25 protein-coding genes are annotated in these 23,349 nt (G+C 31.9%); 4 read left to right on the forward strand and 21 right to left on the reverse strand.

The window, feature by feature from the left end:
- The 15 genes from SD1D_RS06425 to SD1D_RS06505 form a co-directional block, all read right to left on the reverse strand.
- Complete coding sequence (locus SD1D_RS06425) at positions 1-1,209, reverse strand: glycosyltransferase (protein ID WP_058258174.1); 1,209 nt, start codon at positions 1,207-1,209, stop codon at positions 1-3.
- 26 nt (positions 1,210-1,235) lie between these two features.
- Positions 1,236-2,063: a LicD family protein gene (locus tag SD1D_RS06430; protein ID WP_058258175.1), complete on the reverse strand. Its 828-nt coding sequence runs from the start codon at positions 2,061-2,063 to the stop codon at positions 1,236-1,238.
- A gap of 103 nt (positions 2,064-2,166) precedes the next feature.
- A complete protein-coding gene (locus tag SD1D_RS06435; RefSeq protein ID WP_058258176.1) occupies positions 2,167-2,985 on the reverse strand; it encodes a formyltransferase family protein in 819 nt (272 codons plus the stop codon).
- On the reverse strand, positions 2,985-3,665 hold the full coding sequence (locus SD1D_RS06440; protein ID WP_058258177.1) for a PIG-L deacetylase family protein: 681 nt from the start codon (positions 3,663-3,665) through the stop codon (positions 2,985-2,987). The genes SD1D_RS06435 and SD1D_RS06440 overlap by 1 nt, the downstream gene beginning before the upstream one ends.
- Before the next feature lie 19 nt (positions 3,666-3,684).
- Entirely contained in the window at positions 3,685-4,842 is a 1,158-nt protein-coding gene (locus SD1D_RS06445) for a glycosyltransferase family 4 protein (protein ID WP_058258178.1), read from the reverse strand.
- A 23-nt stretch (positions 4,843-4,865) separates the two neighbouring features.
- The gene (locus SD1D_RS06450) at positions 4,866-5,927 is read right to left on the reverse strand and encodes an EpsG family protein (RefSeq protein WP_058258179.1); all 1,062 of its coding nucleotides are present in this window, start codon (positions 5,925-5,927) and stop codon (positions 4,866-4,868) included.
- 18 nt (positions 5,928-5,945) lie between these two features.
- Positions 5,946-7,229 carry a glycosyltransferase family protein gene (locus SD1D_RS06455; protein WP_058258180.1) on the reverse strand — a complete coding sequence of 428 codons (1,284 nt, stop codon included), beginning with the start codon at positions 7,227-7,229 and terminating at the stop codon, positions 5,946-5,948.
- Between the two features lie 3 nt (positions 7,230-7,232).
- On the reverse strand, positions 7,233-8,141 hold the full coding sequence (locus SD1D_RS06460; RefSeq protein ID WP_058258181.1) for an NAD-dependent epimerase/dehydratase family protein: 909 nt from the start codon (positions 8,139-8,141) through the stop codon (positions 7,233-7,235).
- Entirely contained in the window at positions 8,138-10,792 is a 2,655-nt protein-coding gene (locus tag SD1D_RS12670; protein ID WP_330398575.1) for an aldolase/citrate lyase family protein, read from the reverse strand. Before SD1D_RS12670 ends, SD1D_RS06460 begins: the two co-directional genes overlap by 4 nt.
- Before the next feature lie 76 nt (positions 10,793-10,868).
- Complete coding sequence (locus SD1D_RS06480; RefSeq protein WP_278319635.1) at positions 10,869-11,378, reverse strand: LysR substrate-binding domain-containing protein; 510 nt, start codon at positions 11,376-11,378, stop codon at positions 10,869-10,871.
- A gap of 55 nt (positions 11,379-11,433) precedes the next feature.
- The gene (locus SD1D_RS06485; RefSeq protein WP_058258183.1) at positions 11,434-12,198 is read right to left on the reverse strand and encodes an ABC transporter ATP-binding protein; all 765 of its coding nucleotides are present in this window, start codon (positions 12,196-12,198) and stop codon (positions 11,434-11,436) included.
- The gene (locus SD1D_RS06490; protein WP_087758816.1) at positions 12,191-12,700 is read right to left on the reverse strand and encodes a FecCD family ABC transporter permease; all 510 of its coding nucleotides are present in this window, start codon (positions 12,698-12,700) and stop codon (positions 12,191-12,193) included. Before SD1D_RS06490 ends, SD1D_RS06485 begins: the two co-directional genes overlap by 8 nt.
- A gap of 85 nt (positions 12,701-12,785) precedes the next feature.
- Complete coding sequence (locus SD1D_RS06495) at positions 12,786-13,379, reverse strand: substrate-binding domain-containing protein (RefSeq protein WP_058258185.1); 594 nt, start codon at positions 13,377-13,379, stop codon at positions 12,786-12,788.
- A 211-nt stretch (positions 13,380-13,590) separates the two neighbouring features.
- Complete coding sequence (locus SD1D_RS06500; RefSeq protein WP_058258186.1) at positions 13,591-14,418, reverse strand: exodeoxyribonuclease III; 828 nt, start codon at positions 14,416-14,418, stop codon at positions 13,591-13,593.
- A gap of 44 nt (positions 14,419-14,462) precedes the next feature.
- Positions 14,463-14,813, reverse strand: a complete 351-nt coding sequence (locus tag SD1D_RS06505) for an arsenate reductase family protein (RefSeq protein WP_058258187.1) — start codon at positions 14,811-14,813, stop codon at positions 14,463-14,465.
- 300 nt (positions 14,814-15,113) lie between these two features.
- Here SD1D_RS06505 and SD1D_RS06510 point away from each other — a divergent pair, with 300 nt between their 5' ends.
- The 4 genes from SD1D_RS06510 to SD1D_RS06525 all read left to right on the forward strand — a co-directional run bounded on the left by SD1D_RS06510 (position 15,114) and on the right by SD1D_RS06525 (position 17,700).
- Positions 15,114-15,659, forward strand: a complete 546-nt coding sequence (locus SD1D_RS06510) for a hydrolase (protein ID WP_058258188.1) — start codon at positions 15,114-15,116, stop codon at positions 15,657-15,659.
- Positions 15,660-15,840: 181 nt separating this feature from the next.
- Complete coding sequence (locus SD1D_RS06515; RefSeq protein WP_058258189.1) at positions 15,841-16,293, forward strand: helix-turn-helix domain-containing protein; 453 nt, start codon at positions 15,841-15,843, stop codon at positions 16,291-16,293.
- Positions 16,294-16,319: 26 nt separating this feature from the next.
- On the forward strand, positions 16,320-17,066 hold the full coding sequence (locus SD1D_RS06520; RefSeq protein WP_058258190.1) for an ABC transporter ATP-binding protein: 747 nt from the start codon (positions 16,320-16,322) through the stop codon (positions 17,064-17,066).
- The gene (locus tag SD1D_RS06525; protein WP_173803195.1) at positions 17,059-17,700 is read left to right on the forward strand and encodes an ABC-2 transporter permease; all 642 of its coding nucleotides are present in this window, start codon (positions 17,059-17,061) and stop codon (positions 17,698-17,700) included. The genes SD1D_RS06520 and SD1D_RS06525 overlap by 8 nt, the downstream gene beginning before the upstream one ends.
- Before the next feature lie 154 nt (positions 17,701-17,854).
- On the opposite strand, the gene SD1D_RS06530 is transcribed toward SD1D_RS06525, so the two are convergent.
- The 6 genes from SD1D_RS06530 to SD1D_RS06555 all read right to left on the reverse strand — a co-directional run bounded on the left by SD1D_RS06530 (position 17,855) and on the right by SD1D_RS06555 (position 23,221).
- Positions 17,855-18,955: an iron-containing alcohol dehydrogenase family protein gene (locus SD1D_RS06530; RefSeq protein WP_058258192.1), complete on the reverse strand. Its 1,101-nt coding sequence runs from the start codon at positions 18,953-18,955 to the stop codon at positions 17,855-17,857.
- Between the two features lie 201 nt (positions 18,956-19,156).
- Entirely contained in the window at positions 19,157-20,044 is an 888-nt protein-coding gene (locus tag SD1D_RS06535) for a dockerin type I domain-containing protein (protein WP_058258193.1), read from the reverse strand.
- A gap of 258 nt (positions 20,045-20,302) precedes the next feature.
- On the reverse strand, positions 20,303-21,415 hold the full coding sequence (locus SD1D_RS06540; protein WP_058258194.1) for an ArsR/SmtB family transcription factor: 1,113 nt from the start codon (positions 21,413-21,415) through the stop codon (positions 20,303-20,305).
- A 152-nt stretch (positions 21,416-21,567) separates the two neighbouring features.
- Positions 21,568-22,035, reverse strand: a complete 468-nt coding sequence (locus tag SD1D_RS06545; protein ID WP_058258195.1) for an MFS transporter — start codon at positions 22,033-22,035, stop codon at positions 21,568-21,570.
- Between the two features lie 368 nt (positions 22,036-22,403).
- A complete protein-coding gene (locus SD1D_RS06550; protein ID WP_330398576.1) occupies positions 22,404-22,841 on the reverse strand; it encodes a NifB/NifX family molybdenum-iron cluster-binding protein in 438 nt (145 codons plus the stop codon).
- Entirely contained in the window at positions 22,841-23,221 is a 381-nt protein-coding gene (locus SD1D_RS06555) for a metal-dependent transcriptional regulator (RefSeq protein ID WP_058258196.1), read from the reverse strand. The genes SD1D_RS06550 and SD1D_RS06555 overlap by 1 nt, the downstream gene beginning before the upstream one ends.
- Between the last annotated feature and the right edge of the window lie 128 nt (positions 23,222-23,349).

Here is a 23,349-nt window from a genome sequence, read left to right on the forward strand (position 1 = left end):
TTAATCTTGGCCACCGTTTAACCTATTATAAAGTCTCATATATTCATCTAAACATTTATTTTTATTGAAGGTTTCTTTGGCATAACTAATACAGTGCCGACTATAATATTCTTTTGTGTTCTTATAGACTTGCATTATCTTATTATAAAGGTCTTTTATATCATTTTTTTCTACTACATAACCACAAAAGCCCCCTATCTGCTCCGGATTTGATGTGCTGTTCATTGCTATTACCGGAGTACCACAGGCTAAGGCTTCAATTGTTACTCTTCCACATGCCTCTTCCATTGATAGATTTAGAAGCACATCTGCCATGGAATAAAATTTCACCATGGTCATAACCTGGTGAGTTTCTCTTATATGTATAATGTTTTTATATGCCTCAATATTCTCTTTTAAGTTACCGATTAAAACAATAACCATATCCTTGGGTAACTGTTTTGATAAATTTAGAAATTCGTATAAACCCTTATCTTTTGTCCAAAAGCTGGCTACCCCCAGAATAATAAACTTATTCTCCAAGTTCATGCCACGGCGTAAATCCTTTGCATTAACCGGTTTAAAGACATCAAAATCTACCCAGTTATAGATTCTAGTTATAATTTTGGCATTTTTTAAAAAGGATTGTTTTGCTTCTTCTGTAATCCAATCGGATACACCTACTATTGCTAAATTCTTAATCTGACCTAGCAAATATTTCTTATCATGGTACATTTTTTTGCTTCTATCAAAAAACCAGCTGGGATTATCTTTATGTACTCTGGGACAATGATTACATTCTTCTTTCCATTTGTAACATTTATCAACAGTGAAGTGGAAGCACTTGCCGGTAAAAAACCAACAATCATGGAGTGTTATTACTGTTGAAATGTCCTTATTAGCTATATATTTTAGGAGGATTTTTATATTAATATAGTTGCCGTGAAGATTGTGAAGGTGTATAATATCCGGCTCTAAATCATCAATATATTTTAATAAACCATATGTTTGAATAAGAGAAAAATATCCCTGTTTCCCACTTATTCTAGATAATAGTCCATGACATTTACGGTCTAATTTGCTGCCGATTTTATAACCTCTTGATTTTATTCCATCGGAATATGCTATATATCCTTCATGACCATTTTCATTGATATGTTCAATAATCTCAAAGCAAATCCTTCCTGTACTACGGATACCGCTAACTGCATTGATGTGTAAAATTTTCATAATAATTATCCTCCAAGTTAGGGTCATTACTGCAATTTACATTTGATAATTTTATGGCTTGGTTGCCTTTTTTCTTCCGGTGGAAGTCCACGGATATCACCAAATCTAGCTTCAAGAAATTTTTTATAGTGTCTTGAGGCTAAAAAAGGCAATCCCATAAATTCAACCTGGGTTAATTCTCGGTAAATTTCCATCTTCAGGGGTTTGAAATTACGATTAGGATTACATACTTCATAGACATACCGGCTTTTAAAGCTATTAAATATCCTGCAGGTAAAATCAATGGCAGTATTAATAAATCTTAGGGGAAAAAGTGATAATATATGATATATTAGTAATTTGATTTTCTTTCCGGTAAACACTGTTTTTTTCTTATATATTCTATTTAGTTTGACAGATCTGGCACCGGTAAGAGCTCCAATTAGGGCAATTTGCAGCCTTAATAAAGTTCCCCTATAAATCTTGTCAACAGGGAAAATGTCAATAAACAAACCTTGATGAATATTTAAGAAAGCTGTACTTTCTTGAACATATAATGTATTATTCATATGTAACTTGCTATAGTTTAAGGGAAAGTGCTTAACTGTCCGATTATTTTGAAGGAAATAATCCTCATTTAATTCTCTTTTACATACTTTTAAAAATCTCTCATATTCAGGTCTTTCCATAACAATATCGATATCATCATCCCATGGAACAAAACCCTTATATTTTATGGCCCCAAGTAGTGTACCGCCTTCTAATGAATACTTGATATTGTGCTTTCTGCAGATTCTATCAAACTCTATTAAAATCATTAATAATTTTTTCTGTACCTCTCTAATATCATATTGGCATATTTTATATTTGCACATAGAAGTCTCCTCTTACTTATACAGATTAAATGCTTATAATAGGAATCTCCTTAATAATATATGCCCTATTACTTGGTCTATTTTACGATACCATGATTATTTTTTAACCTTCTTCTATTTCATATTCAATAGGGGTTAAATATCCGTCTTTTAACTTGATTTTGCCTATATCCGGATCTACCCTTGCTGACCATATTCTTATAATTTTATTCCCTTCTTTATAAAATGCTCCCGGATATGGACGTGTAACAGCCCTAACCATTTTATCCGCTTCATCCATGGTCATGTTACTAAAAATCTCACCGTCATTAGGTTTTCTTCCTGGCCATATTGTGGCTTTACTTTCATCTTGCTTAGTTAATGTAATTTTGTCATTTATGATATCATCCCAATATTTTGAAATTAGACTTACATGCATTTCATCTACTTTTTTATATAAATCAGTAGCTGTGGTATTTTCATTAATTTCTATTATTCCTTGCCCGATAATATCACCTGTGTCAACCCCTTCATCAAGCTTAAACATAGTAACACCGGTTTGCTTTAAGCCTTTTAATATTGCCCAGGGTATTGCTGCCCTTCCCCTACCAACCGGAAGCAGAGTGGGATGCATACCTATACAACCCTTTTTTGGCGCTTTAAGAACTTCTTCTTTAGCAATTTGGGACCAACCGATGATAAAAAGCCAATCTATTTCATAGTCTTTTAGGGCTTTTATTACTTCAGGGTCATTGATATTATTAACTTTTAAAAGTGGTATATTATGCTCATATGCTATATCATCTAGATAAATCCTACCTGATTTATCCCTGGCTTTTTCATCTTTTAGGCTTATAAGTAAATCAAGTTTTCCATTAATTCGATATATTTCCTCAATACAACTAAGTCCTAATCTAACACAGGTTGCAAATGCAATTTTCATTAAAATCCTCTCCTAAATATACTTTCAAATGCCTCTGCATAATTCATGCCTGCTTGACTGCCTCGATAAATTGCCAGCCCCTTTAATGCTTCACTACTGCGGGGATGGGGATAACTTCTCATTACACCCCGATACTGGGCAAGGGCTTCTATCTTCTTATCTATGGCTTCTTTGCCTACTTCAACATATGTATTTGGATTAAATTGATGAACTGATTTATTTAGTGCCCAATCGGTGGCCGATAAAACCTCCATAAATAATAGTTCTTTTATGGGATTAATATCCGGATTTCTTTGGAATAACCTGACTGCAGCTTGACATGCTAAAGAAGTATGCAAATGATCATTGTTTAAATCTGCAGGATGATGTGTAAATATAACTTCAGCCTTTGTGTCTATAATAGTTTTTTCAATAAATTTTACTAATTCTAAGTGGGGTACAGTATTAAACTCAATATTAGGAAAGTTTCCTTTGATTAGCTTTTCTACACCTAATATATTAAGGGACTTATTAACATCTATATTCAACTGATTTATACTAGGACGGTTTTTTCTTGCATTTACCTCTCCGGATAATATACATACATGGACCAAATGTCCATCCCTTACCAGTTTATATATTGTGGCTCCCGCCCCTAAAATTTCATCATCCGGATGTGCTACAACTATTAAATACACCATTAAAATTGCCTCCCGCTAATTACGGATACCAATCCTCTTTAATAATATATGCCTTACTACATGGCCCATATTGATACCATCTATGTCCTCCTGACAGTAGATTTTTAGAGATTTTTATAAATCTATCTGCTGCAACCTCCGGACTCCATCTCTTAACCATTGTCCCATATGCATTAATTCCATAAGTGTACATTAGTTCCGGATTCTTAAGAAGAGTGCTCACCTTGACATATAAATCATTTATACTTCCGGATTTATATATAAGCCCATTCTTTTTGTCTTCAATTAAATAGGGGGCACTTCCCACAGCATGGCTTGATACTACCGCACAGCCTCTACTCATTGCCTCATTAAGGACTGCTCCCCACCCTTCTTTAAAATTACTGGTAAAGAGAAAGATATTAGCCTCTTCCATATGATTTTTAACATTGCAAGGTGTCATGGAGCCTAAAAAATGTACTTTTTCCGATAAACCTAGGTACTTAACTAACATTTTTAAAGGTTTTTCATATTTACCCCTTCCTATAATATTTATTGTAAAATCATATTTTCCTTTCACTAATTTTCTAGCTAGAAATATTACATCTTTTGTACATTTTCCGTTAATTAACCGTCCTACCCATAGAATTTTACAAGGGGTATTGTCTTTCTTTTTCATTAATTCTAATTTGTTTACTCTAGGTACCTCAGTAAAGTATCCCCACTTATAACATTTACCCCTAAATCCCAGTAAACTTAAGTCATAAGAAGTATAGGCACTGGCACAAAGGAGATAGAGATTATTGTTTTTATATTTCAACACTCTATCCCATATTTTTTTACGTGTAGATGGTACAAATCTATACCATAATCCTTTTTTTAAAAACCGTTCCATGTATATAAAACTAAGTTTTCTCTGTTTCATTCTTAATTCTATAAGTTTTGTGGGACATGCACCAAATATAACCACATCAAATGTCGCTATAATCTTATAAGCAGTTTTTCTATAAGAAGCAGCCTCATACATCTTAATTACATAAGGATATTTTGAATCTAAATCTTCATAACCCATTTCTAATCTCGCCAATGATATCTTCTCAGTGGCAATAAAATAAAATTCTTCACATCTGTTATAAAACTGATTACATAAACATACTTGATGATGATTCAAATAATTAGAAACAAATGCAAGCTTCAAAAGAACCTTCCTTTCTAGTGTTTTTACAGCTGCCAAAAAAACATATAAGTAGGATTGTTTTTAATTAACAATAAAATTAAGGTTGATGCTGCAACAAAAAACACAAAGAATCTCTCTCTTTTCGGAAAAGAATTGATGATTTCTGGAACCAATAAGATAATGAAAAGTGAATAATATTGGATAACCCGCATGGCTGCAGGATTAACAAAGGTTAATGGTACAAACAGGGCTGCAATTAGTAGTGCATTTATATAATGTTTAGCCCACTTATTATTTTTCAAAATCTCATTTTTCTTCAATAATGTAAGAATTGTTAAAGCCATAAGAAAAATAGAAAATGTCCAGGTTGTTCCGGTTTCCTCAAAGGGAAGATACTGATCATAGCCAATTAATTTGCTGCCTAGCCTAAAAATTGAAACTCTAAATATAAAAGTTCCCATAAAGATAGATCCATAAAGGAGCAAATACCTGTTTGTAATTTCCTTATTGGCAATAAAGTAAAAAGGCAAATAGCAAATAGCTGAAAAATGAATAGTCATAGCTATTAGTACTAACAATAAGAAAGGCAAAAATACACCTTTCTTTATAAATTTATATCCTATAAATACCACCATAGCTGTTGCTACCGTCTGCCTAGTTCCTGTTATAGAAAAGAATGAATAAAACAAACAGGAATAAATAATAAAACTCATTAGGGGATTAGCAGAATTTTTATAAATCCATATCCCCAGTGGAACTGTAAATATCAATGCTATAGCAATAAGGTAAGCACGATAATTGGCAGCAAATAATTGAATTATTTTCTGAAATACAATATAACCTGGGTCCTTACCTAAAGTTTCATGAATAAATATGTTTACCCTTTCACTCCATAGAGTTGCCCAGGAAATATTTTTTGCCTTTTCAAAATAATAGCCGTATTTTAAGGTGTCAGGACCAATGGATAAATCCCTAAGACCTGATAAAATAATCCAGTTTAATGATGCCAATAAACAAAATATTTTATGATTTTTCCTAGGTGTATCTTGTAGAAAAATCATACTGTAAATGATTAATAGTAAGATATTTAACAAATAGATTTTCACATATAGTCACCTCACATATCACTTCTCATGTAATAAATTCATTAAGTCATTTTGTAAGGTGTTTTGTATCATCTTTATCTGATGATTCTTCTGTCCACACTGCCATGCCCTTAGGGCATATTTATTTCTCAGGCTTGATGAGTTTATAAGTAGATTTAATTTTCTTTCTATCTCACTTTTTTTATAGGCAATAACTGCTGCCTGGTTTTTCGATAAATAGTCTATGGAAGCAAGATTTCTACTACCAACAGCAAAAATACATCTGCCACTATAAAAATAATCTACAAGCTTTGTAGAAAATGATAATCTTACCTTTAACTTCTCCTTAAAATCAAATGATTCTGCATGGATTAATATATCTGCCTCTTGCAAAATTATGGCTAGTTCTTCAGATGATACAAAGTTCATTCTACGAACACTTTTCGGATAATTAAGCATTGCTTTCATTTTATTGCTATAAGGAGTAGAGGTATAAATATATAAAACAGCCCTTATTTTATCCTTATTTATTTCATGTAAAGCAGAAGCAATAAGTGCAAGGGTTTTATAACGTTTTGTTCCAATATTTCCTGAAAACACTAATTTTAGAGGTAGATTATTACTTTCATATTTTGGCTCTTCCTTAAAATCAAAACCTTTATATAATATTTTGCAATTACGGCCAAAAGCTTTTGAATATTCTTCTTTTTGTTTTTCTGAAATTACATACATAAGGGAACTTAGTTGTGATATCTTTCTTAATTTTTTTCTCTGTGTGATTCTGTTTATCCAAAAGATAGGAGATAAAGAAAATTGCTTTAATGTATATACATCATCCCATCCGTAGACAACTAAAGGAACCTTGGTATAATCCTTAAGAAAAAATAACATTTGGTTTAAATAACTTCTATCTAAGAATTGTGCAAAAATAAGATCCGGTTTAAAATCATCTACAAATTTTTTTAAATCATCACAAATCCAATTTTTAAAAATCCAAGCAAAATCTCTTAAGAAAAAAAACAGCCAAAAACGATGGGTACGGATAAAATCATATATCTTATTTCTATTTAATGAAACTTGTTTTATGCCTGTTTCCGATGAGAATAGTTGGCAACATTTATGTTTGGGATTTATTAAATTCTTTAGAATCTTTTTTTCACTGATGTGGAGATGGTATTTGACAAAATCACTATCGGGACTTCCCCCACCGCAGCATATATGGGCAACTTCTATATTATCAATACCCTGAAATATATTTGTATAGGTATTGCCGATATTATTATTTTTTTTCCAGGGACTACAAGATACTACTAATACTCTCATAATTTAATCACCGCTATTTTTCTTGTTTTTAATAATATCACCGGGACCCATTATGGTTTTCTTTAATGCTTCCCTTAAATCTACTTTTGAATAATTATTATATGGATAATTAGCTAAACTGCTGCTATAGGATACTCCTCCAAAGACTTTGATTACAATGGGTATTTTACTAAGGTAATTTATTACTTTTCCTAAAACATGGGAGTAGCAAACTTTTTTATTGCTCATACCGGCTATTTCTGATAAAAAGGTAAAAGTACTTATCCCCTCTCCATCCTGTGGATGAAAAATTCCTGATCTTTTCTCAGTAACTATTTGATATATAAAGTTGCAAAGATTTTCTATATATAAAAAACCTTGTTTACTATCAGTATAAACAACCGGTATTACCGGTGTTAATTTAGCCAATTTTACAAATGAACTGATATAATTACCGGGACAACCATAGCCATATATATTTGGTGGTCTTACAATAGATACTTTAAAATCTTCTGAATTTAACTGCTGCAGCCTATATTCAGCCTCTAACTTACTTTTTCCATAATAATTTTTTGGTTTCAAGCCGGTCTTTTCATCAATTATATTTCCAAAAGGTAATTTTTTACCTTGACCATAAACTGCCATTGAACTAAAAAATATAAATTGTTTTACCCGGCTTTTTCTTGCTTTTTTAGCCACCTTGTATGGAAGGATTGTATTTACCTGATAATAAGTCTCCCAAGGAATTTTCTTCTTTTTCTTATGTACAATTGCAGCCACATGTATTACAGTATCATAAGGTGCAAAATCATAATTTTGCCATTGTTCATTTTCCATATCCAATTCATCTACAGTAAACTCCCCAGTGTTTTCTAACCCTTCTTTTAAATTTCTTCCTATAAAACTGTCTTTACCGGTTATTAGAACCTTCATTTTTTATAACAACCTTTCACTAAAAGGATTCTATTTTTCAATAATTTTTTTATAAAAATCTTTGAATCAAAATGATTTTTTACATATTCATAGCCTGCATACCCGAATTTCTTTCGCTTTTCTTCATTATTTATTAAGTCTCTTGCTGCAGCTACAAGGGCCTTTATATCCTTTACGGGAATAGTAAGTCCACTAACCCCTGCAATCATTCCGTTAGTGGGTCCCGGTATATCTGTTACAATAACAGCTACCCCCATAGCCTGAGCTTCTACTACTGACATACCAAAACCTTCTCTGTAGCTGGGCAGAATAAAAATATCCATTGCAGCCATATATTTTTCTACGTCAGAAACTTTGCCTGTTTTTATAATCCGCTTATTTTTATAAAACCAATCCATTAGCTCTGGATTAATTGTGTCTGCCCTTTCAATGGGACCCACAAAAAGTAATCTTAGATTGGGATATTTTGCTTCTAATAATTTGAAAGCTTCAAAAAGTTCAACGCATCCTTTTTCCTTTCCCAAACGGCCTACAAAACCTAACACTATACTCTCCTGATTAATTCCATACTGCCTTCGAATTTCTCTGCCATAGATTTCTTTCTTTTTTATATCAAATTTATCTAAATCAACACCTTTGGCGCTGCCATTCCATATAACACAACTTTTCTTCTTTGAGTAGAACAATCTTTTTCTACAATAATTTAGATTTCCAAAACTGTCCGGTTGCACATGGGTTGATAGCAGACATTTGATACGCTCTATGATTTGGAATATAATTCTTTTAATACCTTTCATTGTCACATGAACCATACCCCACTGGCAGTATAAGCGTATAGGTATTCTTGCTAAATAGGCAGCAATAGCTCCATAACAACTGGCATTTGGGGTGGAGTATTGAACCATATGATATTTTCCCTTGCGAAATGCTTTATATAAAAGATAAATTGATTTTATGGAGCCGAAAAAATCAATTCCCCTGGGCATTGGTATTGAAATTGCCTTTATATAGGGGTAATTCTTTAGGAGTTCCTCTTTATATTCAGGGGTCATATTACATATTACTGTAAGATCAAAGCCCTGTTTATTGTATAAAGGCAGCAAGGGTTTAATCCAATAATCAATGGAACTAGACATAGTAGTAAGAATGCAGTAGCTATATCGTTTATTTCTTTTATTCTTAGCTTCTTTTAATCTATCTTCTTTTTTGACTTCTATAGGATTTTTCATGTTTTCTTCTATTTCAGCTACTTTTGCTTTTAATACCCTTTGATTTTTAAGGAAATATCTATAATCCTTCTTACGGAGTTCATCCTCAAAACGACGAATATCTCTGACTCCTTCTTTAAAAATCTTTTCTATCATTTCATAATCATCTTTTCTATGGACATTACAAAAACTTCTAGATACTATTGCCATACTAGATCCTAGACGATAAATTTCACCTAATATATATTCTGCCGGAAGCATACCATGTCCTAGTCTTGCAATACCTCCAAATCCATAGGGAATACCTTTTTCTCTAAATTTATTACATATCTCCTCAACAGTACCATCGGCTAACAAAGAAAACATAAATTTTCGTTTATAACCAATAGAAAGGTCATTTATTCCTATATGAACATAATTAATTCCGGGAATGTTTAATATATCATCCATGTTTTTCACAGCCTCAGGGGTCTCAAATAGTAAACATATTTCTGCCCTTTTATTGACATAACGGATAAAATCCTCCACCTCTTTTTTTGTTTTAAAGTATGGAAGCATGATAATATCAGCCCCATCTTCAATGGCTCTGTTTATTTCTTCTTTAGAACCATGATACATGGGGTTTATTCGTACAATAATTTTTGCCTTACTTATACTCTCTTTAATTTTCTTTATATCTTCAATATTATGATAGGAAATCAAAGTATCTAGATGACCTTGTCGCTCTTTTTTACCTCTTATCTCTAAATCGATAGTTATCCAATCAACACCGCTATCCTCAGCAATCTTGGCTATTTTAGGATCATTGGTTGGGTACATAAGTTTGATATATGGGTAATCTTCTTTCTTTTTTGCTGTTTCAGAAAGATTTAGATTATCTTTTGTAGAAAAAACTTTAAGAATAGTAAAGAAAATGATTTTTAAATCAAGAAGAAATGATAATTTATCTACATACTCTATGTCATATTCTATTCGTCTGTCCCAATCTAGGTCCTTTCTTCCCTGTATTTGGGCTAAGCCTGTAATTCCCGGAAGCACCATAAATCGTTTTTTCTGAGCTATGGTATATTCAGGAAAGGTCCATGGATGATAAGTAAGAGGGGGTCTAGGTCCGATAAATGACATCTCCCCCTTTAGAATATTTAATAATTGAGGAAGTTCATCAATGCTGGTTTTTCTAAGTATTCTGCCGACTTTTGTTACTCTTTTATCACCTTTTAATTCATAAACTCCTTCTTTTTCTGCACCTAAGTACATGGTTCTAAATTTATACATAGTAAATACTTTGCCATGGAGCCCCAAACGTAACTGCTTATAAATTATTGGGCCTTTGGATTCTAATTTAATAGATATTCCAACTATAAGAAAAAGGGGCAGAAAAAAAATTAGTCCAAAAGTGGCAGATATAATATCCAGATATCTTTTTATACTTTTATATTCCATAAAAATAAAGAATCCCTCTCATATCATCATTATTTAATATATGAAAGGAATTCTATTTGGTGAAAGTTGGGGCCACTTACTTTACCAAGCTTCCAATTTTGATACCCTCAAGTATATCCACACATTTATATTTTTTTACCAGTTCAATAAGATAATTAATTTCCTCTGTAACAAACTTATCTTTATGATATACAAGACTAAAATCTCTATCCCAATCACAATCCATATTTTTGATTACATGGATTTTACCCTTTTTAACTTCATCTTCCACAAGTCTTACAGAAAGCACTGCTAAGCATTGGCTTTCCATTATAGTTTTTTTAATGGTTTCCGAACTATTTGCCTCAAAAACTATTTTTATGGGTATATTATTATCTAACATATATCTTTCAAACAGTTCTCTTGTTCCACTACCCTGCTCCCGCATAATAAATCTTTCATTTTTAAGTTCTTCCAATTTAACAATATCCTTTTTGGCAAGGGGATGATCTGAACTGCAAATTAGAACTAAGAAATCATTTACCTCGGGAATAGAAATCAAATTTTTGCTTCTTATATAGGTTAAAATAAAGCTTTCATTACTCAAAATCCATGACTAAGAGTAATGAAAGCTTTTTTGTTAAAATTATTAGTGTGATCTACTATATATAGAATACATACTGTTTTTTCTCATCCTCACCTACTTCTACCTGCTGTGAGCTTACTTTAAAAATTCTATCTATTTCTTTACTTTCATATACAGCTTGTGGACTATCATAGATTACTATCTCTCCATTCTCCATCAAACAAATTTGATCGGAATAAGTAAGTGCATTATTTAAATCATGTAGAACCATTATAATGGTTTTACCCATCTTCTTTAATTCTTTAACTATCTCAAGTATTTCTAACTGATGATTAACATCTAAGTAGGTAGTTGGTTCATCCAAGAATACAATATCAGTATCCTGGGCTAAAACCATGGCTATATATACCTTTTGCCTTTGTCCCCCGGAAAGCTCTTGAAGATTCTTATCCAGGTATTTATTTAATCTCATATCTTCTATGGCTTTTTCTACAATTTCTTTATCCTCATTCTTAGGTGTTCGGGAAAAACCTAAATGGGGATATCTGCCGTGCATAACCAACTGATAAACCGTTATATTGGGTACAGTTCTTATCTGTGGTAGAAAGGATAGTTTTTTAGCCAGCTCCTTATTTTTAAAACTTTTAATATCTTTACCCCCTATGGTAATTTCCCCACCAAAGGGTTTTAAAATATTAGATGCCGTTCTTAATAAGGTGGTTTTTCCGCAGCCGTTTTTGCCAATTATACTTGTAATATTACCTTCTTTAAAGCTTATATTGATATTCTTAATAATTTCTACTTTATTATAACCTGCAGATATCTTGTCTAATCTAATCATAAAGCTGACCTCTCTTACCTTTTATTAATAGGTATATAAAAAACGGACCTCCTAAGAAAGACAGAATAATTCCTACGGGAATTTCAAAGGGTGCAAATAGTACCCGGGCCAACAAATCACAAAATATAGTAAAAATGCTTCCTAACAGGGCAGATACAGGAAGTAAAACTCGATTATCGTATCCCACAAAAAGCCTTGATACATGAGGAATTATTAAACCCACAAAACCTATTAAACCGGCAAAACTTATGGCACTTCCTGCAAGGACTGCCCCAAGGATTAAGAAGGTAAATCGAAGGGTGGCTACTTTTAAGCCTAAGGATTTGGAAGTATCATCCCCTAAGGCAAGAATATTCATATCGTAACTTAGAACCAATGATATAATAAAGGCCCCAAGAATAAATGTCCCTGCAAAAGCCAGTTTGTCCATTGTTACACCTGAAAAGCCACCTATTAAAAATTCTGTACGGGCTATTATTGCATCGGGTTTTATGGTTAAGATCGTATCGGTTACAAATACCCATAATTAAAAGCAAACATGATAAAGTAATGCAAAATGCAGGTATAATGGCATACATAATAAACATTCACCCCTCTTGAGGGTTTCCTTTCCCCATAGCATATAACATGTTAATTAAATGCTCATAAGCAGATGAGGATATTGAAGGACTACAATAAGCAATACTCCCTTTTAGATTAAGATTTAATAGGTCTTGATATCCATTTATTATTATATCCCCAATAAGATCCGTATTAATCATAAGAACACTGGGTACGTCAGAGAATCTTGTCAGCATTCCTTCATCATTCTTAAATTCATCAAATATAAATTCTTGATTCTTAGAAATATATTCTTCAAATAGATACATTTGCGGCTTCAAGGTGGATAATGATCCTCCCCATAATATATCAGCCACAGGTTCATCCTGTTCTGATTCAATTTGATTAATCAATTCTCCGGTACCTCCGCTTTTGACCCTAACCCATATGCCGGTTCTAGATTCAAATTCTTGAATTAGGGGCCGGAGAAGTTCTATGGGATGAGCACTGTATATTACCAACTCTTCCCCTTGAATTTCATTGTTTTTTATTCTTTTACTTGCATTTGACCTAATTATAAAGAAAGATGTCATAATAACAATTAAAAAAAGTATGATAGCAATACTTGCCTTACCTTTCATAATTATCCTCCGTACTTCTACAGCACATAACTTATATCACATTTAAAAGAACCTGCTTCTTGTTATTTTAGTACCAAATCCTTAAATAACAAGATTAGAGGTTCCCATTAAATCTTAACATATATTATTTTTCTACACTATAAATAAATTAACCTATAAAAGCAGTTTTTTATATAATGGTTTTATAGATTTAGATGATACATTCGACTATCTACAGGTCAATTTCAAGTAATATCGGTGTATGGTCTTGTCTTGGACCTGAATCAATCATTTCAGATTTAATTACTTTTTCGGCTATTCTATCACTGACCAGCCAATAATCAATTCTCCAGCCGGAGTTATTAATCTTGCTGGTTTTGGCCCGCTGAGCCCACCAGGTATAGACCCCTGTTACATCACCGTGAATATAACGGAATGTATCGGTAAAACCTCTGGCCAATAAATTAGTGAACCCTTGACGCTCTTCATCGGTAAAACCGGCAGAACGACGGTTGCTATTGGGATGAGCCAAATCAATTTCCTTATGTGCCACATTAAAATCCCCTGTTGCAATAACCGGTTTTTCTTTATCTAGGCTTTCAAGATAATCGGCATATTTTATATCCCATACTTGACGTTCTTCTAAACGATTAAGGCCATCCCCTGCATTGGGTGTATAAACCTGTGTTAAGTAGAATTTATCAAATTCTAAAGTAATAATCCGTCCTTCAGCATCCATGGTACCAGGTGCTCCTATTATAGGATAAGTAACCGATGGAGTTAAATTATTTTTATACAAAAACATAGTACCTGCATAGCCTTTACGGGCCGGTTCTACTGAACTGTTCCATACTATCTCATAATCAGGAAACTTATCCTTTAAAATTTCTTTATGCTTTTTATTGGGACCGTCGGCAGACAGCTTTGTTTCTTGTAAAGCAATAACTTCCGGCTTATATTCTATAATTGTATCAATTACATTTTGAGATAACTTGGCTCGTTCCGAAGTACCTACTAATGCTGCATTTAATGAATCAATATTCCATGAAATAAACTTCAATATTATTCCTCCTATATCATTTCTTCTTAAATATTCTTCTCATTTTATAGCAAAGCTTCTGCCCATTTGTCTTCCTTAAAGCCTATAAGTATCTCTTCATCATTAACTATTAAGGGCCGTTTAATTAGCATTCCGTTTGAAGATAGCAGTCTTAGTTGCTCTACTTCGCTCATATTAGGCAATTTATCCTTTAAATTCATTTCCCTATATAGAATACCGCTAGTATTAAAAAACTTCTTTAATGGCAAACCGCTTATTTTATACCATTTTTTCAATTCCTCGTAAGTTGGATTATCCTCCACTATGTGGCGATTAGTGTATTCAATCTTATGTTCATCCAACCATTTTTTAGCTTTCTTGCAGGTTGAACATTTTGGATATTCTATAAATAACATTTTAGTTGCCTCCCTTTTTTATTTTCAACATTTCTTTCTCAAATGACCTTAATTCATTGATTATATTTTGATATATATCTAATTTTTCAAATTTGTCCATGGGATCACTTCCTTTTGGATGTAAAACTCCTATAATTATTATCATTGTACCATAGGCTATACTTCAAATAAACATAAATTTCTTTCTCTTTTTTATAACTAGGCAGATATTATTAAGCTTATTTTACCTTGCCCCTATGTAAGGTGAATGCTATAATCAAGTTGTTTATTAGGATAAAATAATAGATAAGGAGCAAGAAGATGAGAATTTTAGCAGAAGATACTATGGCACTAGTAATAGACTTTCAAGAAAAGCTTATGCCGGTAATGTATAAAAACGAAGAGCTTCTTCATAATACTGAATTATTAATAAAAGGTCTTAAGACCCTTAATATCCCCATGGTGGTTACCCAGCAATATACAAAGGGACTTGGTATGACAGTGCCAGAAATCACTAAAATTTTTGGTGATGATTTTACTTATGAAGATAAGGTAGCTTTTAGCTGTATGGATGATGAAACCATATCCAATAAGATAAAGGAAATAGGTAAGAAAAATATTATTATTTGTGGTATTGAAGCACATATTTGCGTACTTCAGACTGTTATTGATTTAATTGAAAAAGGTTTTAATGTTATCTTAGTTGAAGATTGTATAGGCTCAAGAAAACCAAATGATAAAAAAATTGGGGTTAGAAGAGCCACCATGGAAGGTGCAATTATTACCACATATGAAGCCTTACTTTTTGAACTAACAAGAATTGCAAAGGGAGAGGTTTTTAAAACAATATCAAAACTTATTAAATAAGTAAATCTCTTAATTACAATATATTAATTATATAATATTGCAATCATACCGCTTGCCTTTTATAAGGAAGCCCAGTGTGATTGCATTTTTTATGCAACTAATCTTAACATAACTTGTGAATTTAAGTTGGTTTAACTTATATGTTTAATGGTTTATTATATACTTAGGAGGTATGAAAAATATGAATAGTTCGAAGAAAAATATTGCGGCAAATCTTAGGTACTTAAGAAACCGTCATAGTCTATCACAGGAAGAAGTTGCTGAAAAAATCGGAGTTAGCCGTCAATCTGTTGCAAAGTGGGAAAACGGTGATTCTCTCCCTGACATAATAAAATGCGAAGCTTTAGCTGATTTGTATGATGTTTCACTAAATGATTTGGTCCGTTTTGATCCTGAAGAAGAAGGTATGCCTATTCCTCCAAAAAACAAACATTTGTTTGATCTTGTAACCTTGGGAGAAAGAGGACAAATCGTATTGCCAAAGAAGGCTAGGGATACTTTTAATCTTAAACCTGGGGATAGTTTAGTAGTTTTAGGAGACACCAATCCAGGAAGTTCCGGAATTGCCCTTATAGATAGCCAAACCTTTCTTCATATGACCGGACATGTTATAGATAATTTTCTCAAAGAATAAGCAAAGAATAAGGGAGGTAATTGAACATGAATATACTGACCGTAAAAGGACTTACTAAAAGGTATCCAAATTTTTTACTAGAAGATATTAGCTTTGCTGTCCCAGAAGGTAAAATAATGGGGCTTATCGGAAAAAATGGTGCAGGAAAAAGCACAACTTTAAAATCCATACTAAACTTAGTTAATCCTGACCATGGTACTATTGAAATGTTTGGCATGGATTTTAGGAAGAATGAAGAAAGATGTAAACAAGATCTTGGTGTGGTTTTAGGAGGAATTGATTTTTATAATCATAAAAAATTAGCTGATATTACAGCTGTTACAAAAGCTTTCTATAAAAACTGGGATAATCGGGCATATCAAAAATATATAAATGAATTTTCCCTACTGACTCATAAAAAGGTAAAGGAACTTTCCTCAGGTATGAAAGTTAAATATATGTTAGCCTTGGCCTTATCCCATAATGCTAAACTTTTGATTTTAGATGAACCTACAAGTGGTTTAGATCCGGTATCTAGGGATGATATATTAGAGTTATTTCGGCAACTGGTAGAAAGTAAAAATATAAGTATTTTATTCTCTACCCATATCACATCTGATTTAGAAAAATGTGCAGACTATATTACCTATATTAAGGATGGTAAACTCTTAAAAAGTGCCGAAAAATCTGATTTTATTAAATCCTTTCAACATCTTAAAGAAGCAGATGATAAAGCTGACTTATCTTTGGAAGAGATTATGATTAGGACTGAAAGGAGAAGATATAATGTTTAATCTTTTATACAAGGAATTACGTTTAGCCACACACCCTAATTTATATATATTTACCTTGCTTGGAGCCTTAGTAATTGTTCCTGCATATCCTTATGGTATGGTGTTTATATTTGGTTGCTTAGGACCATATATTAGCTTTATGTACGGACGAGAAACCAATGATATATACTACACTTCTTTGTTGCCGGTGAAAAAGAAAGATACTGTAAAAGCAAAAGTCTTACTTATAGTTTTAGCTCAAATGACCCAATTACTTATTTCTCTGCCTTTTGCTGTATTAAGGCTTTATGTATTACCTGATGGCAACCCGGCCGGTATTGAAGCAAACCTAGCTTACTATGGTTTTGGATTTATAATTTACGCCATATTTGATTTGATTTTTCTGACACAGTTTTTTAAAACCGCCTATAAAGTGGGTAAAGCTTTTATACTGGCAATTATACCGGCTACCCTTGGAGTAATTATCATGGAAGTCCTTGTGCATATTCCAAAGTTTCAATGGCTTGATAGTGTCGAACCTAATATAATCTTGCAGCAGCTTCCTATATTAATTCTAGGAATAATATTCTATATATTTAGTATCTTACTTGCATTTAGAATATCAGCAAAAAGATTTCAACAAGTCGATTTATAATATTATTTTGTAAATATTTCAATCTTATTTTAAGCTCTATTACTTTGAGTATAATATATCATTCTTGCTTAAATATAAGAAATTTAAACATTTAGTTATAATTATAATAAAAGTCCTTCTTTCTCTAATAAGAGACAAAAGGACTTTTTTATTATTAGTTTTTAAGCAAACTCTTTCTATAAATATTTATGATATCTTCAAGACTTACTTCTTCCGTATGATTTTCCAGCTTTTTCTTGTTGGCAAAAAATTTTTTTGAGTACTCATTAATCTCATCTTCAGTTATTTCAATCTTTACATCAATTAATCTGTTAAATATAGATTCTAATTCTTCCAAATTACTAAAGCCTAAAATATTTAACATTCTTTCTATCTTTGTTTTATCCTTAAAGCTTTTTAGATACTCCATAGTCAAAACACCATTGGCAAGTCCATGTGGTAGTCCTTTAAAATAAGTAAGGGGATAACCCATTCCATGGGGTAGGGATGTTCCATTTTGAGCAATTTGTATTCCAGCTAAAGCTGATGCCATCATGACTTTATTTCTAAACTCTACTGTCAATTCTTTATTTACTAATCTTTCAAAACAATATTTAAACAGCTCAAAGCCTTTCTCTCCATAGATATCTGACATATAAGTACTATTGGTGTTTAAGTAGCCTTCTACTAAATGGGTAAATGCATCGATGGCAGTATTAACAGTAATATCATAAGGTAGGTCATAAGTATATCTACTATCCAAAAAGGCAACTTTGGGGAATATACTTTGTCCTAGGTTTTTCTTAGTCTTTTCCTTAATAGAAGTCACTATGCTGTACTGGGTAACTTCTGAACCTGTTCCGGAAGTTGTAGCTACCGCCACCACCGGAATACTTTCTAACTTTCCACTGCTAAATATATTTTCCTTATTGACATCTGGATTTTTAATAAATACGGCTACCGCCTTTGCAGCATCCATGGGAGATCCTCCACCGATGCCTATAACAAAATCCACATTGTTTATCTTTCCTATATAACTTCCTTTTTCTATGGTTTCTAATGATGGATTCTCCTCTACTTCATCAAAAAGAATATGTTCTACTCCTGTTGTAGTTAAGGCAGTCTTTACATCGTCATAGGAACCATTTTTTTTTGCAGAGTTTCTCCCTGTAACAATTAAAGCTTTCTTGCCGATTGCACTAAATACTTCTTTATTCTTTAAAATCACTTCTTCACCAAAATATATTTCGGTTGGCATTGTAAATTTAAATTCCATAAAACTTTCTCCCTTCTGTCTTATAGTAGCAAGTAGATTTTTATGTAATTATACCATAGGTTATAGATATAATTAAAACTTCTTTATCAACCATAATAAAGAGCTGCTGCAAAACTAGTATAAAGTTTTACATCAGCTCTCTATTATATTAATCTAATTATTATTATAACTAATTCAGTAAATATTTAAGCTATTAAGATTTTAGGTATCCGGTAAGATGGTAATCATTCGCAACAGGTACTTCTTAAAAACAGCGAGATCCAAAGCGTCAATTGTATTATCTGCATTAAGATCCATTACAGGATTATAATCTTCTTCAGAATTTATCAGATATTGCTTTAATAATGCGAAATCTAAAGCATCGATATTTCCGTCATTATTACAATCTCCATATTTTATAGTTTCAGAAACTTCAAAAAATCCGACTCTCTTCATTTCTTCCCATATGGCATCCGCAGCCGCATAACTTCCTTCTCTTGTGGGATGTATGCCGTCGGACATTATGTATGATGAATATTTTCCTTCAAAAGTAGGTCTCAGGTCATAAAAATATCCCTTTGGGGTAGTTGAACTGCTTACAATATTTTGTATTTGAGGTCTTAATCTATCAAGATTTGGCTTTAACATACCGGCCAAACCTCCAACCGGATCCGGATAGAAGAGATAAAACACTTTTATTGTTCCGTTTCTTCCCATCTCATTTATTAAATTTCTTGCTGCTTCAGCCGCCCTATCTACATTTCCGGCTATGCAATCATTTCCTCCACCATCCATAATAACATACTTTACAGTTCCTGACCTTAGAGCATTCCGGTACTGTGTAGGAATATCCGGTGATATTCCACCACTGAGCATTGTACCGCTTACAGATAAATCTCGGAAACTATCATTAGCATCTAAAATTCCCTCTCTCTTGGCATGTTCCTCCAACCGTTTGGTTATATCATGTGACATAGCCAAAAATGAATCTCCTATTACCACAACCTCACTACCCTTAATTTTGTTAGTTTGTGCAGTTGCTTTTGGAGACATAGAAATAAATACCACGGCAAGTACTAATAGAATAGACAAAAGCCTGTTTTTTTTCATGTGATACCTCCTTTTCTTAATTTTTTAAAGTTATTGAGACATATACAAGTAATTAATAATCATAGTATATAATAATTTTGTACAGGCATCAACCATTTATTTACATTATTATGAATAAATTGTACTTTTTGTTATCTTTTTTAGGTCTTTCCATATATTTAAAACATCCAATATTTCCAACTTCATCTGAAATATTATAAATACAAAAAAGCAGCTATCATTTGATAGATGCTTTTTATAAATAATAGAAATGATTTTCTAATTGGGCGAAGTATAACTTTTTAAATCATCTTTTAATCCATTAACTATTTCTTCAAGTAAATTATAATCTACAACATAACTATATCGATTTTCACTTCTATCCATTTTTATAATCTTGCACTGCAATAAATTATTTAAATGATAGGAAATGGTTGCACTTGATACACCTAAAGCCTTGGCTATTTCCTTAGTAGATGTTACACCGGATGCTATTAGCCTTATTACTTCGTATCTAGTCTTATCCCCTAAGTTTTTAAATACCTGCACTCTCTCATTAATCTTATTCTCATTTATCTGCTTCCGTCTCATTAAGGCTTCTTCCATCTTAAGTCCCCAGGCAATATAGCTATTGTCACCTACACCTAATATGGATATGGCAAATTGAAGTACGCAAGATATTAAAATACGATTTTCTCCGTCATTAATAATATTTGAATCCAATATGGAGTTAGTCTTTTCTTCAATTCCCTTTGCCCCATTTTTATTTAAAAATTCAACTAAATACTTACCATAACTACTTACTTCCTCTTCATATAAATCATAGAAAGCCGAAAAAATATCTAGTATTTTATACATTAAGTCAACATACATTTTCATATATTTAACAGGCTCTTCTATAATCAGAAACAAATTCCATTTTGAAGCTGCCTCAGTAGGCAAATCCTTTATAAGAGATATTAGTTTGGTTTTATTTAAACTAAGAGTTTCAGCCTTACTCATAATCTCCTTAGAGTATTCTAGACTATTTTCATTATCAGAAATTATTGAATATACTATACTTGTGATTATTTCCTTTTCACTTAGTCCTAATAACATATCCAAATATTCTTTTTCACTTTTATGGCCGATTATACTATATAGATTGGTAATCAAACCTATAAAATTAAAATCTCCATGGAAATTTTTCATATAAAAAAATTCAATATCCTTTATATAGGGCTGTAGCTTTAGATCTACTTTATTTAAGAAATCTAAATAATCTGCTAAGGAAGGTACGTTAAATTCATCATCTTTATTTAATTCTTCATAACGCTTTTTAGCAAATACTAGGCTTGGAAACTCTAAAAAATCATATATTCTACTTTCTATGGGATAAAACCTAAAATTCATCTTTTATACCTCTCATATTAATACTATTCTAAGCTTCAAATTCCGATTCTAATTCTCTTTCATCATAACTAAGTAAAGTCTTCTTATATAAGGCAATAGCTATCATTAATATAAATCCACTGATGATTATAACAACACTCGGGTTAATTATATCATATAAAATTCCAAAAATCATTTGCCCCACAGGAATAAATACTGTAACTGTCCATTAACTGGTCCTTCTTCACTAAGCTAGGTAAAACTGCAGACATTGCTGAGTTAAAAAATATCTCTGTTATTTCAAGCAAAATAACCAGAATACAGATTAAGAAAACAGTTAAGCTGCCACTTGTTATATATATTAGAGCAAATATTCCTAAGATAATACCGTTTATAAAATCTAATAAAACTATGGTCTTTTTTCTATTAAACCAATCACCAAAAACTCCAGCTATAGGAGACAATAATAATCTAGGTAATATGGATACTGATAATATAGATGCAAATATAGTGGCCGAACCTGTAATTTCTAGTACATATAAGGATAGGGCAAACTGTTGCATATTACTTCCTACTAAGGAAACCAACTTACCTAATATTAATAAAGAAAAATCCTTTTGTTTCATAAGTTTAAAATTCATTTGTTAATCCTCCCTAATGTTTTCTACTATAGAATATTACAGTATTTATCTAATGTCAATATACAAATTAGATATTTATCTAATTTGTATATTTGTTTTGTATTTTTATCTAATATTCAAATAAAAACATCCCATAACTAATAGTTAAAAGATGTTTTTATAGAATCAATCTTGTATTATTACTTTATTAAATATGATCCTCGGCTCCTGCCATTAACAGTATATCCTGAGTTAAAGTATATGTTTTTATATTGGGCATTTTTAATTTTATCCTTGGGAACATATTGTTTTACATAAAAATAGTGCCTACATACATCTTGTTATGTAAGCACTGTTTATGTAAGCACTATTTTCAACTTTATATAATACTATTGGCTACATTCATCATGATTCTGATGTTTATGACAAATAGTTCCTGTAGATTTTAATGAGCCTTGTAAGTATGCTTCTGCCGCTGCTTTGGCATTACCTCTTGCTCCAATTATAACCTCTATACCTTTCTCATTGAAGATATCAATGGCTCCGCCTCCCATGGCTCCTGAAATTATCACATTAACCCCTAAATCATTTAAAAAGTTAGGAAAAAAACCAGGCTTATGTCCCGGGTTGGGTATAGACTCACTTTTAACTATTAGATTATTATCAACTTCAAAAATATTAAAATTATCACAATGTCCAAAATGTTTGGTAATCATTTCATCTTCACTTGCTACTGCAATTTTAATCATCTTTTCTCCTCCAATCTTTTTATCTAGTAAACAGCATTTGATCCATTCACATATTTCAATTCCATCTTTTCTAGTCATTATAACTTCCTTATCTTTAATGCTTTACTTATTTGATTATTTAGCTTTTCTGCTGTTTCTTGGCTAATAGCATGCTCCATTTTGCAGGCATCTTTTTTAGCAATTGATTTGCTTACTCCTAGAACGTCAACTAAAAATAATACTATAAGGTCATGTTTCTTTTTTATTTGTGCAGCAAGCTTGTATCCTTTTTCTGTAAGAGCGATGCTCCCGTATTTTTCTTTTTCAATTAAACCAGCATTTTTTAATTCTGACATCATTCTGCTTACACTAGCCCTTGTAATTCCAAGCTTGTCAGCAATATCTGATGATCGTATTTCTTTGTTAAATTTAGATAACTCAAAAATAACCCGTAGATAATCTTCCTTTGAACATGTAATTACTAATCACCTCCGCATTATTGACATATGCCCGCTTATGCTATATATTATATATTATTAATGACATATGTCAATATTACTTCTATAAAAAGCCAATTAAGAATTTATTCATCTTAATCGGCTGCAAT

The organism is Herbinix luporum (assembly GCF_900070325.1).
GTDB lineage: Bacteria > Bacillota > Clostridia > Lachnospirales > Lachnospiraceae > Mobilitalea > Mobilitalea luporum.

Excerpts from the sequence above, each read along its gene's own strand:
- SD1D_RS06425 (WP_058258174.1), bottom strand. The coding sequence starts at position 1,209 with ATGAAAATTTTACACATCAATGCAGTTAGCGGTATCCGTAGTACAGGA.
- SD1D_RS06430 (WP_058258175.1), bottom strand. The coding sequence starts at position 2,063 with ATGTGCAAATATAAAATATGCCAATATGATATTAGAGAGGTACAGAAA.
- SD1D_RS06435 (WP_058258176.1), bottom strand. The coding sequence starts at position 2,985 with ATGAAAATTGCATTTGCAACCTGTGTTAGATTAGGACTTAGTTGTATT.
- SD1D_RS06440 (WP_058258177.1), bottom strand. The coding sequence starts at position 3,665 with ATGGTGTATTTAATAGTTGTAGCACATCCGGATGATGAAATTTTAGGG.
- SD1D_RS06455 (WP_058258180.1), bottom strand. The coding sequence starts at position 7,229 with ATGAGAGTATTAGTAGTATCTTGTAGTCCCTGGAAAAAAAATAATAAT.
- SD1D_RS06460 (WP_058258181.1), bottom strand. The coding sequence starts at position 8,141 with ATGAAGGTTCTAATAACCGGTAAAGACAGTTTTATAGGAAGAAATTTA.
- SD1D_RS12670 (WP_330398575.1), bottom strand. The coding sequence starts at position 10,792 with ATGGAATATAAAAGTATAAAAAGATATCTGGATATTATATCTGCCACT.
- SD1D_RS06485 (WP_058258183.1), bottom strand. The coding sequence starts at position 12,198 with ATGATTAGATTAGACAAGATATCTGCAGGTTATAATAAAGTAGAAATT.
- SD1D_RS06495 (WP_058258185.1), bottom strand. The coding sequence starts at position 13,379 with ATGAAAGGTAAGGCAAGTATTGCTATCATACTTTTTTTAATTGTTATT.
- SD1D_RS06505 (WP_058258187.1), bottom strand. The coding sequence starts at position 14,813 with ATGTTATTTATAGAATATCCAAAATGTTCAACCTGCAAGAAAGCTAAA.
- SD1D_RS06510 (WP_058258188.1), top strand. The coding sequence starts at position 15,114 with ATGAGAATTTTAGCAGAAGATACTATGGCACTAGTAATAGACTTTCAA.
- SD1D_RS06515 (WP_058258189.1), top strand. The coding sequence starts at position 15,841 with ATGAATAGTTCGAAGAAAAATATTGCGGCAAATCTTAGGTACTTAAGA.
- SD1D_RS06520 (WP_058258190.1), top strand. The coding sequence starts at position 16,320 with ATGAATATACTGACCGTAAAAGGACTTACTAAAAGGTATCCAAATTTT.
- SD1D_RS06525 (WP_173803195.1), top strand. The coding sequence starts at position 17,059 with ATGTTTAATCTTTTATACAAGGAATTACGTTTAGCCACACACCCTAAT.
- SD1D_RS06530 (WP_058258192.1), bottom strand. The coding sequence starts at position 18,955 with ATGGAATTTAAATTTACAATGCCAACCGAAATATATTTTGGTGAAGAA.
- SD1D_RS06535 (WP_058258193.1), bottom strand. The coding sequence starts at position 20,044 with ATGAAAAAAAACAGGCTTTTGTCTATTCTATTAGTACTTGCCGTGGTA.
- SD1D_RS06540 (WP_058258194.1), bottom strand. The coding sequence starts at position 21,415 with ATGAATTTTAGGTTTTATCCCATAGAAAGTAGAATATATGATTTTTTA.
- SD1D_RS06545 (WP_058258195.1), bottom strand. The coding sequence starts at position 22,035 with ATGAATTTTAAACTTATGAAACAAAAGGATTTTTCTTTATTAATATTA.
- SD1D_RS06550 (WP_330398576.1), bottom strand. The coding sequence starts at position 22,841 with ATGACTAGAAAAGATGGAATTGAAATATGTGAATGGATCAAATGCTGT.